Source organism: Micromonospora sp. NPDC020750 (genome assembly GCF_044334565.1).
GTDB lineage: Bacteria > Actinomycetota > Actinomycetes > Mycobacteriales > Micromonosporaceae > Micromonospora.
In genome coordinates this window covers 12,817-28,018 of the sequence record NZ_JBIRTH010000007.1, presented here as the reverse complement: position 1 = coordinate 28,018, position 15,202 = coordinate 12,817, and the positions used below count along the sequence as shown (strand labels likewise).

Annotated in this window: 13 protein-coding genes and 1 pseudogene; 11 read left to right on the top strand and 3 right to left on the bottom strand. The window is 73.6% G+C overall.

Annotation, left to right across the window (positions count from 1 at the left end; genetic code table 11):
• Positions 1 to 493 precede the first annotated feature (493 nt).
• From ACH4T9_RS21460 to ACH4T9_RS21440, 5 genes and pseudogenes are all read left to right on the top strand, one after another.
• Positions 494 to 1,276: pseudogene (locus ACH4T9_RS21460) on the top strand (hypothetical protein); the annotation flags it as partial.
• Positions 1,276 to 2,013, top strand: a complete 738-nt coding sequence (locus tag ACH4T9_RS21455) for a type II secretion system F family protein (protein ID WP_396671511.1) — start codon at positions 1,276 to 1,278, stop codon at positions 2,011 to 2,013. The pseudogene ACH4T9_RS21460 and the gene ACH4T9_RS21455, both read left to right, overlap by 1 nt.
• A gap of 47 nt (positions 2,014 to 2,060) precedes the next feature.
• The gene (locus ACH4T9_RS21450; protein ID WP_350884280.1) at positions 2,061 to 2,228 is read left to right on the top strand and encodes a DUF4244 domain-containing protein; all 168 of its coding nucleotides are present in this window, start codon (positions 2,061 to 2,063) and stop codon (positions 2,226 to 2,228) included.
• Positions 2,229 to 2,356: 128 nt separating this feature from the next.
• Positions 2,357 to 2,674 (top strand): TadE family type IV pilus minor pilin, encoded by a 318-nt coding sequence (locus ACH4T9_RS21445; RefSeq protein ID WP_396672034.1) that lies wholly within the window; start codon positions 2,357 to 2,359, stop codon positions 2,672 to 2,674.
• The gene (locus ACH4T9_RS21440) at positions 2,671 to 3,054 is read left to right on the top strand and encodes an Rv3654c family TadE-like protein (protein WP_396671510.1); all 384 of its coding nucleotides are present in this window, start codon (positions 2,671 to 2,673) and stop codon (positions 3,052 to 3,054) included. The genes ACH4T9_RS21445 and ACH4T9_RS21440 overlap by 4 nt, the downstream gene beginning before the upstream one ends.
• 187 nt (positions 3,055 to 3,241) lie before the next feature.
• Here the strand turns inward: ACH4T9_RS21440 and ACH4T9_RS21435 are convergent, their stop codons facing one another.
• The 3 genes from ACH4T9_RS21435 to ACH4T9_RS21425 form a co-directional block, all read right to left on the bottom strand.
• Positions 3,242 to 3,820: a hypothetical protein gene (locus tag ACH4T9_RS21435; protein WP_396671509.1), complete on the bottom strand. Its 579-nt coding sequence runs from the start codon at positions 3,818 to 3,820 to the stop codon at positions 3,242 to 3,244.
• Between the two features lie 169 nt (positions 3,821 to 3,989).
• Positions 3,990 to 4,196 (bottom strand): hypothetical protein, encoded by a 207-nt coding sequence (locus tag ACH4T9_RS21430; RefSeq protein WP_396671508.1) that lies wholly within the window; start codon positions 4,194 to 4,196, stop codon positions 3,990 to 3,992.
• Between the two features lie 97 nt (positions 4,197 to 4,293).
• A complete protein-coding gene (locus tag ACH4T9_RS21425) occupies positions 4,294 to 6,690 on the bottom strand; it encodes a DEAD/DEAH box helicase (protein ID WP_396671507.1) in 2,397 nt (798 codons plus the stop codon).
• A 193-nt stretch (positions 6,691 to 6,883) separates the two neighbouring features.
• Here ACH4T9_RS21425 and ACH4T9_RS21420 point away from each other — a divergent pair, with 193 nt between their 5' ends.
• From ACH4T9_RS21420 to topA, 6 genes are all read left to right on the top strand, one after another.
• Positions 6,884 to 7,240, top strand: coding sequence for an STAS domain-containing protein (locus ACH4T9_RS21420; protein ID WP_396671506.1), 357 nt, complete (start codon positions 6,884 to 6,886; stop codon positions 7,238 to 7,240).
• Positions 7,240 to 7,674 carry an ATP-binding protein gene (locus ACH4T9_RS21415; RefSeq protein WP_396671505.1) on the top strand — a complete coding sequence of 145 codons (435 nt, stop codon included), beginning with the start codon at positions 7,240 to 7,242 and terminating at the stop codon, positions 7,672 to 7,674. The genes ACH4T9_RS21420 and ACH4T9_RS21415 overlap by 1 nt, the downstream gene beginning before the upstream one ends.
• A 364-nt stretch (positions 7,675 to 8,038) precedes the next feature.
• The gene (locus ACH4T9_RS21410; protein WP_396671504.1) at positions 8,039 to 10,423 is read left to right on the top strand and encodes a sodium-translocating pyrophosphatase; all 2,385 of its coding nucleotides are present in this window, start codon (positions 8,039 to 8,041) and stop codon (positions 10,421 to 10,423) included.
• Positions 10,424 to 10,608: 185 nt separating this feature from the next.
• Complete coding sequence (locus ACH4T9_RS21405) at positions 10,609 to 11,151, top strand: hypothetical protein (protein ID WP_396671503.1); 543 nt, start codon at positions 10,609 to 10,611, stop codon at positions 11,149 to 11,151.
• Positions 11,142 to 11,861 carry a hypothetical protein gene (locus tag ACH4T9_RS21400; RefSeq protein ID WP_396671502.1) on the top strand — a complete coding sequence of 240 codons (720 nt, stop codon included), beginning with the start codon at positions 11,142 to 11,144 and terminating at the stop codon, positions 11,859 to 11,861. Before ACH4T9_RS21405 ends, ACH4T9_RS21400 begins: the two co-directional genes overlap by 10 nt.
• A 443-nt stretch (positions 11,862 to 12,304) precedes the next feature.
• Positions 12,305 to 15,130 (top strand): type I DNA topoisomerase, encoded by a 2,826-nt coding sequence (gene topA, locus ACH4T9_RS21395; RefSeq protein WP_396671501.1) that lies wholly within the window; start codon positions 12,305 to 12,307, stop codon positions 15,128 to 15,130.
• The last annotated feature ends 72 nt before the right edge of the window (positions 15,131 to 15,202 follow it).

The following is a 15,202-nucleotide window of genomic DNA, read 5'->3' as shown; positions in this document are numbered from 1 at the left end:
CGGCAGGGAGTCGAACCGGCAGCGTGATCCCCGGGACGCCGGGGATCCCGGGCGGCACCCCCGGAACGGGGCAGTGCCGGGGGAGCATGGCGGCCCGTGCCCTGCCCCGGGTAGGCCGTCCGGTCCGCGTCCGTTCTCCGGCCCGTCCGGTGAGTCCCGCCCGCGCCCGCCATCCCGCCCGTGTGACGCCTCCGGCCCACGACCCTTTTCCGGCGGGTCTCCGTTGTCCGGCCCGTCGGGGCCGTCCCCGAGGTCCGGTCCGTCCAGGCCGCCCGACCCGTTCGGCTTCGGCGGACGGTCTGGGCCGCCCGGCCGTCGTGACCCGCGCCGGCCCACTGCCACCCTGAACCGGCCCGAGGCCACCCTGCCGGGGCAGCGAGGCTCGCTGTTGGCCTCGCTGCTCCCCGGTGCCGGGAACTGGCGTACCGGGTCGTCGCCGGTGCGGTCCCCCGCCGGCACGGCGAGCAGCCGTCGGCCGGGGGTACCCGGGTGGCTGTCCGCCTCGCCCCGGCGAAGCCTGCTGCTGGCGGGAGCGGTGGGCGCCGGGGCAGGTGGCCTGCTGGCCGGGCCCGTGGCCGCCGTGGTGGTCGGCACGTACGGGACGTTGGCCGCGCGGGCGGTGCTGCGCAGAGGCCTCGCGCGTGCCGTTGAGCGCGCCCGACGACGCAGCCTGGACCAGCTCAGCGCCCTCGCCGCGGACCTGCGCGCCGGCGTGCCGGTGCTGACCGCAGCCGCCACCCTGACCGCCCACCTGCCCTCGGCTGATGTCGCCCTGACCGCCACCACCGTGCCACCGGTCGAGGTCGCGCTGACCGTCGGAGCCCCGCCGGCACCCGGTGGTCCGCCGGGCGTCTCCGGGACGGTGAACGATCCGGGGTTGATCCCCGGTCCGGCCCCGGACGCCGGCAGGCCAGCCGTTGCCGCGCCCGATCCGGACCGGCTGGGGCGGTTGGCCCAGGCAGCGATCCGGCTCGCGGACCGGACCGGTGCTCCGCTGGCCGACCTGCTGGAGCGCGTCGAGGCCGACGCCCGGGCCACCGACCGAGGGCTGGCCGGCGCGGCGGCGCAGGCGGCCGGGGCGCGGGCCACCGCATTGCTGCTCGCGGCTCTGCCTCTCGGCGGCATCGGGCTCGGGTACGGGGTCGGCGTCGACCCGGTCGAGGTTCTGCTGCACACGCCCGTCGGAGGCGGATGCGCTGTCGCGGCCGTCGTCCTCCAGTCGGCGGGGCTGCTCTGGACGGAGCGCCTCGGCGCGGTGCCGGACGGGAGCCGCTGATGACCCGGCAGGCGGTGGCGGCCGGTTGCCTCGTCGCGGCGGCGGCGCTCGCCCTCTCCGTCGGCTCGCCTGCGGGCGCCACCCGTCGCCTGCGTGGCCTGCAGGGGCGGGCCCGGTCGACCGGGCGATCGAGACCGGCGTGGTGGCCTGACCGGATCCGGCTCGGGGCGGGCCTCGCCGGGGTGGCGACCGTCGTGGTCGTCGGTGGCTGGTCCGGGTTCCTGGGTGGTGCCGTCGTCGCCGTCGCGGCGGACCGGGGTCTGCGCCGGATCGAGCCCCCCGCCCTCCGGGAGCGGCGGCTCCGGGAGGCCGCCGACCTGCCTCTCGCGGCAGACCTGCTCGCGGCCGCGCTGCGGGCCGGTGCACCGGTAGACCGTTCCGTGCTGGCGGTCGCGGAGGCGCTCGGCGGCCCGTTGGCCGACCGCCTGGGCCGGGTCGGCCGGACCCTGCTGCTCGGTGGCGGCCCCGAGGAGGCCTGGGCGCACCTTGTTCCGGTGCCGGGTGCCGAGCGGCTGGCCGGTGCCGCGCTGCGCTCGTCGAACAGCGGCGCGGCGTTGGCCGGCGCGCTGACCCGCCTCGCCGACGACCTGCGGGCCGACCGGTCCACCGCTGCCGAGGCGTCGGCCCGTCGGGCCGGGGTCCTCATCGTGCTGCCGCTGGGGCTCTGCTTCCTGCCGGCTTTCATTCTCGCCGGCCTGGTGCCGGTGATCGTCGCCGTCCTCGGTGACGTCCTGTGAGCGCCGCCGGCCGCCCGGTCGGCGGCGAGCGTTGAGAAGGGAAAAGCATGCGCATGATCCTCAATCGCCTGCGAGGCGATGCCGGGATGAATACCGCCGAGTACGCGGTCGGCACCCTCGCCGCCGTCGCGTTCGCCGGCATCCTGCTCAAGGTGCTGACGTCGGGCAACGTGCAGTCCGCGCTGACCGCCGTCATCGACCGGGCGCTGAAGTGACCGACCGCCGGCAGGCCGGGGGCGAGCGGGGAGCGCCCGGGCGACGGCCGGGGCCAGCTCGGCCGACCGCGTCGGCACGGCCGTGTTCGTCCCGGTCGCCACGGGACCGCGGGTCGTTCACGGCCGAACTGGCCGCCGGCCTGCCGGCGTTGCTGCTGCTCCTGCTGGCCGGGCTCACCGCCGTCAACGCGGTCGCAACGAAGGCGGCCTGCCTGGGAGCGGCCCGGGAGGCGGCGCTGGCCGCCTCCCGGGGCCAGCCCGGAGTGCCGGCGGGCGCTGCGGCGGCTCCGGCTGGGGCCGACGTCTCGGTCGTGGCGGACGGCGATCGGGTCACCGCGACGGCGCGGGCGCCGGTACGCGCCCTCGGTGCCCGCCTGCCCCGGATCACCGTGACCGCCACCGCGGTCGCCGCCGTCGAGCCCGGCGTCCCTGGTCCGCAATCGTGACGGTTTGTGCACGGGGCACCGGGGCTGCCCGGCGGGACGGCGAGCGGGGCGGGGCGACGGTGTGCCTGCTCGCGGTCGGGCTGGTGTTCGTCGTGGTGGGCCTGTTCGGGGCGGCGGTCGGCGCGGCCCGGGTCGCCCGGCAACAGGCCCGGGTGGCGGCGGACTTCGGCGCGCTCGCCGGGGCGGGTCGGGCCCTGGCCGGCGACCCGGTGGCCTGTGCGTCCGCCGACGAGGTCGTACGGGCCAACGGGGCGCGGCTGGCCGGCTGTCGGCTGGACGGGCTGGACGCCGTGGTGACGGCGGAGGTGACGGTCTCCCCGGTACCCGGCCTCACCCGGGTCGCCACCGTGACCTCCCGTGCCGGGCCAGTGCGTGACTGACCTCGACGCCGTGCGGTCGCGATGAGCCCGGCTGCCCCGCCCGGAACACGGCACGGCCAGTCTCAGCCGGATGAGGGCGGTGGGTGTTCGCCAGCTCGGGTCAGGTGGCCACATAGGGCCGCTGACGTAGTCGATCACGACCGGCCGGGGCGCGTGCCGACGGCACGCGCCCCGGAGACGGCGATGGTCAGCGGCCCTGGAGGGCGTCCAGGCCGATCGCCATGGCGATCACGAGCCGGCGGTCGACCTGCGGGTTCTGCACCTCGACGATGTATCGGTCGCGCAGGCCCCACTTCTTGACGACCGAGAAGACCGGCTGGCCGCCCGCGGTGAAATCGAAGTGGTACGGCAGCCAGGACAGCGAGTCCACGAACCGGCGCAGCAGCGCCACCGGCATGCTCCGCTCCTGGCCGGTCACCTGGGGCAGCCCGGCCTGCTCGACGTGCCACGTCGAGCGGAGCAGCGACTGGGCGAAGTCCTTGCGGAACAGCCCGATCGGGTTGCCGGCGTGGTCGGTCACGTCGTACGTGGCGCCGAGGTCGAGCCGCTGGCGGGCCTTGAAGCCCAGCAGCGGGTGCTGCTTGGTGTCGTCGGTGTAGATGGTCACCTGCTCCTTGAAGGCGAGCCGCTTCTGCTGCGCGAACGCGAGCATCTCGCCTTCCGACCCGTCGGGGGCGACGGCGTGGACCTGGTACTGGTTGACCATCATCCGAATCCGCTGCCGGATGTGGAACTGTTGTTGGTGCTGCAAGGCGTCGAGCTGCATGAAATCTCCTTCAGGACGTCGCCGGAGTGTCGCACAGCCCTCGACCGGTCGTTCGGCCCCGGCCACGCACCCCGGGCACCCCAACTGCTTCCGCCGGCCGCGCGTACTCGGTGTGCGGCCCGATGATCCGGGTGCTTCGAGGCCCGTGCCCGGGCAACGGCCGGGCGCCTCAGCGCCCGCCGTCGACGGTGGCCTTGAGCGCCCAGGCGTTGAGCACCTGGTGGATGCTGCGCAGCCGCTCGTTGATTTGTTCCAGCCGTTCCGCCTGGGCCAGCGCGGCCAGCGCGCTGCCGAGGGCGATCTGCTGGTCGGGGGTGAGTTGGTCCTGGTCGATGGTGTAGAGCAGGTCGACGGTCTCGGCGATGGTGTCGGCCACGACTCCTCCTCCGGCGGGAAACACGTGCTCGGGCGGTGGTGGGGTGCGCGAGCGCATGGAAGCGCTCCCATGTGTCAATGCCCCGCCGGGCCGTGATCTATTCCTGCGCTCCGGACGCCAGCATCCGATCGAGCTCCCCGTCCCCGGGTGGCTCGGCGTCGGGCGCGTCGGCGGGGCCGGGTTGCCGGGGCGGGTGGTCGGCCGGCAGGTTGGCCAGCACCACGTCGAGGACCCGGACGGCGTCCGGCTTCGACAGCGGGTTGTTGCCGTTGCCGCACTTCGGGGACTGGACGCAGGACGGGCACCCCGCCTCGCAGCCGCACTCGGCGATCGCGTCGCGGGTGGCCCGGAGCCACTGCGCCGCCGTCCGGTACGCCCGCTCGGCGAACCCCGCCCCGCCCGGGTGGCCGTCGTACACGAAGACGGTGGGGGCCTCGGTGTCCGGGTGCAGCGCCGTGGAGAGCCCGCCGATGTCCCACCGGTCGCAGGTGGCCATCAGCGGCAGCAGCCCGATCCCGGCGTGCTCGGCGGCGTGCAGCGCCCCGGGGACGTCCGCCGGAGCGATCCCCGCCGAGGTCATCGACTCCGGGGACAGGGTGAACCAGACCGCGACGGTGCGTAGCTCCCGGGCCGGCAGGTCCAGCGGCCGGGTGTCGATCACCTCGCCGGAGGCGATCCGCCGCCGCTGGTACGACACCACCTGGCTGGTCACGTCGACCTCGCCGAGGAACAGCCCGACCGGGCCGGCGTCGACGTACGAGCGCACCGAAGCCACGGTCAGCGAGGTGACGTCCCGGGCGTGGGTGGACCAGTCCGGCTCCTCGGGGTGCACCAGCGCGCAGCCGTCGGCCAGGTCGAGCGCGTCGACCACGTACGAGACGCCCTGGTGCAGGTAGACCGCGCCGGGGTGGAGCAGGAAGTGCGACGAGCCGCCGTCCACGGTGCCGAGCAGCCGCCCGGTGGCCGCCTCCACCACGCACACCGGCGCCCCGCCCTCGCCGCGCAGGTCGACCTCGGGCCGCTCGCGGTGCCGCCAGTACCAGCCGGTCGGCCGCTGCCGCAGCGCGCCCGCCTCGACGAGCGAGTCGACGGCTTCCTTGGCGCCCTCGCCGAAGAGTTCCAGGTCGGCCGGGGTGAGCGGGGCCTCGGCCGCCGCGCAGGCGAGCTGCGGGCCGAGCACGTACGGGTTGGCCGGGTCGAGCACGGTCGCCTCGACCGGCCGCCCGAACAGGGCCTCCGGGTGGTGCACCAGGTAGGTGTCCAGCGGATCGTCCCGGGCCACCAGCACCGCGAGGGCCTCGTCGCCGGAGCGCCCGGCCCGGCCGGCCTGCTGCCACAGTGACGCCCGGGTGCCCGGCCACCCGCAGATCAGCACGGCGTCCAGCCCGACCAGGTCGACACCCAGCTCCAGCGCGTTGGTCGAGGCGAGCCCGAGCAGGTCGCCGTGCAGCAGCGCCCGTTCCAGTTCGCGCCGCTCCTCGCGCAGGTAGCCGCCCCGGTAGGCGGCCACCCGCTCACCCAGCCCGGGGACCGCCTCGTCCAGGGCGCGGCGGGCGTTGGCGGCCACGACCTCGGCGCCCTTGCGGGACCGGACGAAGGCGAGGGTGCGTACCCCTGCGGCGACCGTGTCGGCGAGCAGGTCGGCGGTTTCCCGCAGCGCCGACCGGCGCACCGGCGCGAGGTCGGCGACGGTGGCGTCAGCGTCGGCGGGCAGCAGCGGCGGCTCCCACAGGGCGAAGGTCACCCCGCCGCGCGGGGAGGCGTCCTCGGTGACGGCGGCCACCGGCAGGCCGGTGAGCTGCCCGGCCGCCGTCGCCGGGTCGCCCGACGTGGCCGAGGCCAGGATGAACACGGGGGTACGGCCGAAGCGGGCGCACTGCCGGCGCAGCCGGCGCAGCACGTGCGCGACGTGCGAGCCGAACACCCCCCGGTAGGTGTGGCACTCGTCGACGACCACGTACGCCAGCCGGCGCAGGAAGCCGGACCAGTGGGCGTGCCCGGGGAGGATTCCGTGGTGCAGCATGTCGGGGTTGGTCAGCACGAACCGGGCGTGCCGGCGGATCCAGTCCCGCTCGGCGCGCGGGGTGTCCCCGTCGTAACAGGCGGGGCGTACCCCGTCGAGTTCCAGGCCGGCGACGGCGCGTAGCTGGTCGGCGGCGAGCGCCTTGGTCGGTGACAGGTAGAGCACGGTGGCCCGGGGGTCGGCGAGCAGGGTGGCCAGCGCCGGGAGCTGGTACGCCAGGGACTTGCCGGACGCCGTCCCGGTGGCGACGACGACGCTCCTGCCCGCGTACGCCAGGTCGGCGGCCCGGGACTGGTGCCGCCAGGGCGCGACCACGCCGCGCCGGGAGAACGCCGCCCGCAGCTGCTCGGGCGTCCACCCGGGCCACGGCGCCCGCTCCCCGGCCCGGGCCGGCACCCGCTCGACGTGGGTGACCGGGTCGGCGCCGGTACGTGCGCGCAGCTGGCGCAGCAGCTCGGCCGGTGCACCCATCGGCGGGCGGTCGGGCCCGCGGCCTGCGGATACGGTTGCTGCGGGGCTCACGTCCTGCACTCTCGCACAAGTGTTCGGAGTTGACTGGCGTGGGTTGTGGGTAAGGGGGAGCCTCCACCGGTGACCTCACGTACGCCGGCGGCGGGGATGGTTAGATGCCCAGGAGAGTTTACGACTCTTGCGAGGAGGACCGATGGAGCTGTCGCTGGCGACCCGTGCCGTGGGGGAGCACACGGTGCTCGAGGTGGGCGGTGAGGTGGACGTCTACACCGCACCCCGGCTGCGGGAACGGCTCTTGGAGTTGATCGACGGTGGGGCCCGTCACGTCGTGGTCGACCTGGGCCGGGTCGACTTCCTCGACTCCACCGGCCTCGGCGTGCTGGTCGGCGCGCTCAAGCGGCTGCGTTCGGTCGGTGGCAGCTTTGCGCTGGTCTGCGACAAGGAGCCGCTGCTCAAGATCTTCCGGATCACCGCGCTGGACCAGGTGTTCCCGCTGCACCCGACGGTCGACGCGGCCATCGGGGCCGATCCGACCGGTGCCGGCGCCTGATGGCCACGGTCCGGCTCTCCTTCTCGCCGGCGCCGGTGCACGTCCGCACCGCCCGGCTGGTCGGTGTCGCGGTGGCCCGGCGGGCCGGCGTGCGCGAGGACCTGCTCGACGAGGTGCGCCTGGCCATCGGCGAGGCGTGCACCCGGGCGGTGGCCCTGCACCGGCAGTACCACGTGTCCGACCCGGTGCTGGTGGAGATGTCCGACACCGGGTCGTACTCGGTGCGGGTGGTGGACCGGGCGCCGATCGAGGCGAGCATCGGCCTGACCGCGCTCGATGCCGACCAGCTCGCCAACGAGTCGCTGGACGAGGACGACCTGACCACCGGCGTGGGCTTCGCCCTGCTCGCCGGCTTCGTGGAGGACCTCCAGGTGCGCCCGGTCGACGAGGGCGTGGGCACCGAGGTCCGGATGGTCTGGCCGGTGGGCCGCTGACTCCAGCTGACCCGTCGATCAACTTCTCTGGCTGACCCGCCGCTCAACCAACTGATTCGCTGATCAGGCCGTCCCTCCCGACCGGGAGGGCGGCCCTTCCGTCGTTCCCGGGCCTTATATCAGATTCTTTCGCATAACACAGCGACGAAGATCATCCGGACACGGTGCCCCACGATGTGACCTCCGGCACTACGCAGGGCGTACAGTACGCGGGTTGTCAGCAAGTGATCCTTCCCGCAGCCAGCGGGTATGGGTGCTCATCGTTGGCCCGCTGGGGTGGGTCGGCGCGCTTGCGAGTCCGCATCCAGGCGTCGGTCCCTGCGTCTCCACGGCCGGCGCGAGCGTTCGGTACAGGAGGACACAGATGTCCGGGACCTTGGCCGCCGAGGGCGGCGCACTGTCCCTTACCGGAGCCAACCTGACGTACGTCGTCATCGCCGCGGTCATCGCGCTGGTGGCACTCGTCTTCGCCGCCGCCTTGACCAAGGCCGTGCTGGCAGCCGGTAAGGGCACCACCAACATGCAGGAGATCTCCGGGGCGGTACAGGAAGGGGCCTCGGCCTACCTGCTCCGGCAGTTCAGGACCCTCGCGATCTTCGTGGTGATCGCCGTGGTGCTGCTCTTCCTGCTGCCGGTGCACGACACCGACGGCAGCGAGACCGCGGTGAAGATCGGTCGGTCCGCCTTCTTCGTGGTGGGCGCCCTGTTCAGCGCGTTCATCGGCGGCGCCGGCATGTGGCTGGCCACCCGCGCGAACCTGCGGGTCGCCGCCGCTGCCCGGGAGGTGGCCGGCGGCCGGGAGGGCGCCATGAAGATCGCCTTCCGTACCGGAGGCGTGGTCGGCTTCCTCACCGTCGGTCTCGGCCTGTTCGGCGCGGCGCTCGTGGTCCTGCTGTTCAAGGGCGACGCCCCGACCGTGCTGGAGGGCTTCGGCTTCGGCGCCGCCCTGCTGGCCATGTTCATGCGGGTCGGCGGCGGCATCTTCACCAAGGCCGCCGACGTCGGCGCCGACCTGGTCGGCAAGGTCGAGCAGGGCATCCCCGAGGACGACCCGCGCAACGCCGCCACCATCGCCGACAACGTGGGCGACAACGTCGGCGACTGCGCGGGCATGGCCGCCGACCTGTTCGAGTCGTACGCGGTCACGCTGGTCGCCGCGCTGATCCTCGGCCGGGCCGCGTTCGGCGACGAGGGCCTGGTCCTCCCGCTGATCATCTCCACGATCGGCGTGCTGGTGGCGATCGTCGGCGTGTTCATCACCCGGCTGCGTGCCTCCGACCGCAACGGCCTCACCGCGATCAACCGGGCCTTCTACATCTCCGCCCTGGTCTCGGCGGTGCTGGTCGCGATCGCCTCCTACGCCTACCTGAAGCCGACCTGGGCCGACCTGCTCGGGCCCGAGTGGCGGGAGAGCCTCGGCGTCGACGGCGGGGACCCGCCCCTGGGCCCGCGCGGGGTGACCATCGCCGCGGTGGTCATCGGCATCGTGCTGGCCGCCGCGATCCAGGCGCTGACCGGCTACTTCACCGAGACCAACCGGCGTCCGGTGCAGGACATCGGCAAGAGCTCGCAGACCGGCGCCGCCACCGTCATCCTCGCCGGCATCAGCATCGGCCTGGAGTCGGCGGTCTACTCGGCGCTGCTGATCGGCGCAGGCGTCTTCGGTGCGTTCCTGCTCGGCGGCGGCTCCATCACGCTGTCGCTGTTCGCCGTGGCGCTGGCCGGCACCGGCCTGCTCACCACCGTCGGCGTGATCGTCGCGATGGACACCTTCGGCCCGATCTCCGACAACGCCCAGGGCATCGCCGAGATGTCCGGCGACATCGACGAGAACGGCGCCCGGATCCTCACCGAGCTGGACGCGGTCGGCAACACCACCAAGGCGATCACCAAGGGCATCGCGATCGCCACGGCGGTCCTGGCCGCGACCGCGCTGTTCGGCTCGTACACCGACACGCTGCGCACGGCGTACGCCGACGCCGGCGTGGGCGACGTCGGCGCGGAGATTCTCAACTCGCTCAACGTGGCGAACCCGCGCAACCTGGTCGGCCTGATCATCGGCGCGGCGGTGGTCTTCCTCTTCTCCGGCCTGGCCATCAACGCGGTCTCCCGCTCGGCCGGCGCGGTCGTGATGGAGGTCCGCCGGCAGTTCCGCGAGCTGCCCGGAATCATGGACGGCACCCAGCGTCCCGAGTACGGCAAGGTCGTCGACATCTGCACCCGGGACGCGCAGCGCGAGCTGATGACCCCCGGCCTGCTCGCCATCCTCGCCCCGATCGCGGTCGGCTTCGGCCTCGGGCCGGGCGCGCTGGCGGCGTACCTGGCCGGGGCGATCGGCGCCGGCACCCTGATGGCGGTGTTCCTGTCCAACTCCGGCGGCGCGTGGGACAACGCCAAGAAGCTCGTCGAGGACGGCGCGTACGGTGGCAAGGGCTCCGACTCGCACGCCGCCACGGTCATCGGCGACACCGTCGGCGACCCGTTCAAGGACACCGCCGGCCCGGCGATCAACCCGCTGATCAAGGTGATGAACCTGGTCTCGCTGCTGATCGCGCCGGCCGTCGTGGCGTGGAGCGTCGGCGACGGGCGCAACGTCGGCCTGCGGATCGGCGTCGCGGTGGTGGCCACGCTGATCATCGTCGCGTCGGTGGTGTTCAGCAAGCGCAAGGGCGTCGCGATGGGCGACACCGACGGCAGCGGCACCGGCGCCGGCAGCGCCGACCAGCGGCCGGAGGCGGTCAACGTCTGAGCGGTGACACAGCGGGTTCCCGGCCGGTCCGATGGGCGCGGCCGGGAACCCGCCCCGCCCAGCGACCGGGCATCGCGCCGTATGCAAGATCAGCAGCCGGTCGGGCTCCCGCCGGGCCGGCCGGTGGCCGGAGTCCGGCAAACCGAGCGGTGGCACATCGGCGCGGAGGCCGTACGCTGCTTCGCATGCGCACGTGCCGGGCGGCGACCGCCGGAAAGCTCACGGTGGTCCTCGCCACGCTCGTCCTGACGCTGACCGCCTGCGGCGGCGGCCCCAGCCCCCGGGCCTGGGCGGCGTCGGTGTGCGAGGCGCTCACCCCGTGGCGCGCCGAGATCAACAAGCTGACCAGCAGCACCCAGCAGCAGATGACCGCGCAGACCACCCCGGCACAGGCGAAGGAGAACCTGGTGCGGCTCTTCGGCGGCGCGGAGCAGGCCAGCGAGACGGCCCGCCGCAAGGTCGACGAGGCCGGCGTCCCGGAGACCGACCGCGGCGAGGAGATCTCGCAGGGCTTCCAGGCGTCGCTGGCCAAGGTGCGCGACGCGTACGGCCGGGCCCGGGGCACCATCGGCGGCCTGGGCGCCGGCGATCCCACCGCCTTCTACGACGGCGTGCGCGCCGCCGTGGACACGCTCAACAAGGAGTACGACGCCAGCGCCCTGGACACCAGCCGGCTCGGCTCCGAGGAACTCAAAGAGGCCTTCGACGAGGTCCCGGAGTGCCGCTGACGTCCCCCGACCGACCACCCGACCCGGTCCGGCAGCTCTCCCTGTTCGGTGCCGAGGCGGCGGACCCGTCCGTCGCCGATCTGGCCGGCCTGCTCGCCGGCCCGGGGGAGATGGTCCGGATGGGTGGCACCGCGCGGCTGTCGATCGTGGTGGACGCCGCCTGGCGGGTACACGTGCTCGTCGCCGAGCTGGCCCGGTGCGGGCTCGCCGCGACCTGGGAGGCGACCGCTGACCAGCAGCACCTGGTACGCACCTCGTACGCCAGCACGCTGGCCCCGCTGGCCCTCGCCTGGCTCCGCGACCCGCCGGCCCCCGCCCTTGCCGCCCCAGACCCGCCGGCCCTCGCCCTTGCCGCCCCCGACCTGCCGGCCCTCGACCCAGCTGCCGGCGGCCCGGCTGCCGGCGGTCCGGTGAAGCGGCCACCCGCCGGGTTCCACCTCAACGGCCGGCGGCTTCGGCTCTGGGTGGCCGCCGCCGGGAAGTCCGACCCGCCCGGATTCCTGCTCCGCCTCGGCGTGGACGACGAGGCGTGCCGGGAGCCGGTCGGCGCTGCCCTGGCCGCCGTCGGCCTGCCGGCGGCGCTGCTCGACGCGGAGGCGGGCGGGCCGGCGTACCGGATCACCGGCCGTCGCCGCCTGGCCCGCCTGGCCGACCTGATCGGCGACCCGCCGTCCACCGCCCCACCCCTTGCCTGGCCCCACCATCCCTGACCCCCTGGGAGCAGGTAGAGCAGGGCCCTCGCCAGGATCACCACTCCCGGTGCGGCGGGACTCGCAAAAGCGGCGAATCGGCTTCAGCCGCCCACCACAAGTCCATGATCGGCGTTGGGGCGGGCACGTGAGGTGTGGTCGGTGTCCGATGGGGGACAGTTCGGCCGTCGGTTTCCCGGGCGAACGGGCTGGTGAGATCGGCCGAGGGGCCGGCATCGTCACAGTGGCCCGCTCGGCACCCTACACACGGTGTACGGTGGCGCCGTCCGGCAAGACCGTTAGCGGTGTCCGGGAAACGGGTGGGCGGGTTGGCCGCCCGCGAAACCCGAAACGTGGGCGGCGCGTTACGTTGGACATCCGGACCGCCGGCGGTTCCGGCGGACCGAGGGTGGTCCGCGCCTCGGACCCGGCCGGCCACGAGCAGGAGTGAGGTCGCAGGAGACGTGCCGAGCAACGCCAGGACCACCCGTCTGGTCATCGTCGAGTCACCGGCGAAGGCCAAGACGATCTCGGGCTACCTCGGCCCGGGGTACGTCGTGGAGGCCAGCTTCGGTCACGTCCGCGACCTGCCCCGCAACGCCGCCGACGTGCCGGCCAAGTACAAGGGCGAGCCGTGGGCCCGCCTCGGCGTCGACGTCGACAACGGCTTCCACGCCCTCTACGTCGTCTCGCCCGACCGCAAGCAGCAGATCAGCAAGCTGGTGAAGCTGGCCAAGGAGGTCGACGAGATCTTCCTGGCCACGGACGAGGACCGCGAGGGCGAGGCGATCGCCTGGCACCTGGTGGAGACCCTCAAGCCCAAGGTGCCGGTCAAGCGGATGGTGTTCCACGAGATCACCAAGCCGGCGATCCAGGCCGCGGTGGCCAACCCGCGCGAGATCGACCGGGACCTGGTCGACGCCCAGGAGGCCAGGCGCATCCTCGACCGCCTGTACGGCTACGAGGTCTCCCCGGTGCTGTGGAAGAAGGTCATGCCGAAGCTCTCGGCGGGCCGGGTGCAGTCCGTGGCGACCCGGATCGTGGTCGAGCGGGAGCGGCAGCGGATGGCGTTCCGCACCGCCGAGTACTGGGACATCCTGGCCACCCTGGCGGTGGCGAAGCCGGGCGAAGGGCCGCGCACCTTCAACGCCACCCTGGTGGCGCTGAACGGCGACCGGATCGCGACCGGCAAGGACTTCGAGCCGACCACCGGCCGGGTGAAGCCCGGGGCGGGCGTGGTGCACCTCGACTCCGGCGGCGCACGTGGGCTCGCAGCCCGCCTTCAGGGGCGGCCGTTCACGGTCACCCGGGTCGAGGAGAAGCCCTACCGCCGCCGCCCGTACGCGCCGTTCATCACCTCCACCCTCCAGCAGGAGGCGGCCCGCAAGCTGCGGCTCTCGTCCCAGCAGACGATGCGCACCGCGCAGCGGCTCTACGAGAACGGCTACATCACCTACATGCGTACCGACTCGGTGAACCTGTCGGAGACCGCCATCACGGCGGCCCGCCGGCAGATCGTCGAGCTGTACGGCGAGCGCAGCGTGCCGCCGGAGCCGCGCCGCTACACCGGCAAGGTGAAGAACGCCCAGGAGGCACACGAGGCGATCCGCCCGGCGGGGGACAACTTCCGCACCCCGGGCGAGGTGGCCAAGGAGCTGTCGGGCGAGGAGTTCAAGCTCTACGAGCTGATCTGGCGGCGCACCATCGCCTCGCAGATGACCGACGCGGTCGGCTCCAGCGTCTCGGTGCGCATCCGGGCGGTGTCCTCCGCGCAGGAGGAGGCCGACTTCGGCGCGACCGGCAAGACCATCACCGACCCGGGCTTCCTGCGGGCGTACGTCGAGTCGTCCGACGACGAGACCGCCGAGGCCGAGGACGCCGAGCGCCGGCTGCCGAACCTGGTCAAGGACCAGCCGCTGACCGCCGACGAGTTGGCCGCGCAGGGGCACCACACCCAGCCGCCGTCGCGCTACACCGAGGCGTCGCTGGTCAAGGCAATGGAAGAGCTGGGCATCGGCCGCCCGTCGACGTACTCGTCGATCATGCAGACGATCCAGGACCGCGGGTACGTGACCAAGCGCGGCCAGGCGCTCATCCCGACCTTCGTGGCGTTCGCGGTGATCGGCCTGCTGGAGCGCCACTACCCGCGGCTGGTCGACTACGACTTCACCGCCAGCATGGAGAACGAGCTGGACGAGATCGCCGGCGGCGACCACGCGGCCGTCGACTTCCTCACCGGGTTCTACTTCGGCAGCCCCAACGGCACCGGCGACCAGGCCATCGCCCACGCGGGCGGGCTGAAGAAGCTGGTGACGGAGAACGTCAGCGAGATCGACGCGCGTAGCGTCAACTCGATCCCGCTCTTCGCCGACGAGGAGGGGCGCGAGGTCGTCGTCCGGGTCGGGCGCTACGGGCCGTACCTCCAGCGGGAACTGCCCGGCGGCGAGCCGGCAGCGCAGGCGGAGGGCGAGGAGGGCGGCGGTGGGCAGGGTGACCGGGCGCCGATCCCCGAAGGGCTGGCCCCGGACGAGCTGACCCCGGAGAAGGTGCAGGAGCTGTTCCTCGGCGGGGGCGGCGAGCGCAAGCTCGGCGACGACCCGACCACCGGGGAGCCGATCCTGCTCAGGTCCGGCCGGTTCGGCCCGTACGTGGCCAGCGGCGAGCGCAAGTCGTCCCTGCTGCGTTCGCAGTCGCCGGACTCGCTGACCCTCACCGAGGCGTTGAAGCTGCTCAGCCTGCCCCGGCTGCTCGGGACGGCCCCGGACGGCGTCGAGGTGTTCGCCAACAACGGGCGCTACGGCCCGTACGTCAAGCAGGGTGACGAGTTCCGCTCGCTGGACTCGGAAGACAAGATGTTCACGGTCACGCTGGACGAGGCGCTGGCCCTGCTGGCCGCCCCGAAGGCCCGTCAGCGCCGGGCCGCCGCGCCCCCGCTGCGGGAGATGGGCGTCGACCCGCTGACCGAGAAGCCGCTGGTCATCAAGGACGGCCGGTTCGGCCCGTACGTGACGGACGGCGAGTTCAACGCGTCCCTGCGGCGCGGGCAGACCCCGGAGGCGCTGAGCATCGAGGAAGCCTCCGAGATGCTCGCCGAGAAGCGCGCGAAGGGCCCGGCGCCGAAGAAGGCCCCGGCAAGGAAGGCCCCCGCGAAGAAGGCCACGGCGGCGAAGAAGACCACGGCCGCCAAGAAGGCCACCGCCGCGAAGTCCACCGCCAGCAAGTCGACGGCGAAGAAGGCCACCCCGGCGAAGAAGACCCCCCCGAAAAAGGCCACCACCCCCACAGACTGACGCTCTCCTGCCCAGATCTTGGAAGGAAACGGCCCTTCCGGGGGCCACTTCCTTCCAAGATCTCCTTGGACC

Coding starts and splice junctions, on each gene's coding strand:
- ACH4T9_RS21455 (WP_396671511.1), top strand. CDS start 1,276: ATGACCCGGCAGGCGGTGGCGGCCGGTTGCCTCGTCGCGGCGGCGGCG.
- ACH4T9_RS21450 (WP_350884280.1), top strand. CDS start 2,061: ATGCGCATGATCCTCAATCGCCTGCGAGGCGATGCCGGGATGAATACC.
- ACH4T9_RS21435 (WP_396671509.1), bottom strand. CDS start 3,820: ATGCAGCTCGACGCCTTGCAGCACCAACAACAGTTCCACATCCGGCAG.
- ACH4T9_RS21425 (WP_396671507.1), bottom strand. CDS start 6,690: ATGGGTGCACCGGCCGAGCTGCTGCGCCAGCTGCGCGCACGTACCGGC.
- ACH4T9_RS21420 (WP_396671506.1), top strand. CDS start 6,884: ATGGAGCTGTCGCTGGCGACCCGTGCCGTGGGGGAGCACACGGTGCTC.
- ACH4T9_RS21415 (WP_396671505.1), top strand. CDS start 7,240: ATGGCCACGGTCCGGCTCTCCTTCTCGCCGGCGCCGGTGCACGTCCGC.
- ACH4T9_RS21410 (WP_396671504.1), top strand. CDS start 8,039: ATGTCCGGGACCTTGGCCGCCGAGGGCGGCGCACTGTCCCTTACCGGA.
- ACH4T9_RS21405 (WP_396671503.1), top strand. CDS start 10,609: ATGCGCACGTGCCGGGCGGCGACCGCCGGAAAGCTCACGGTGGTCCTC.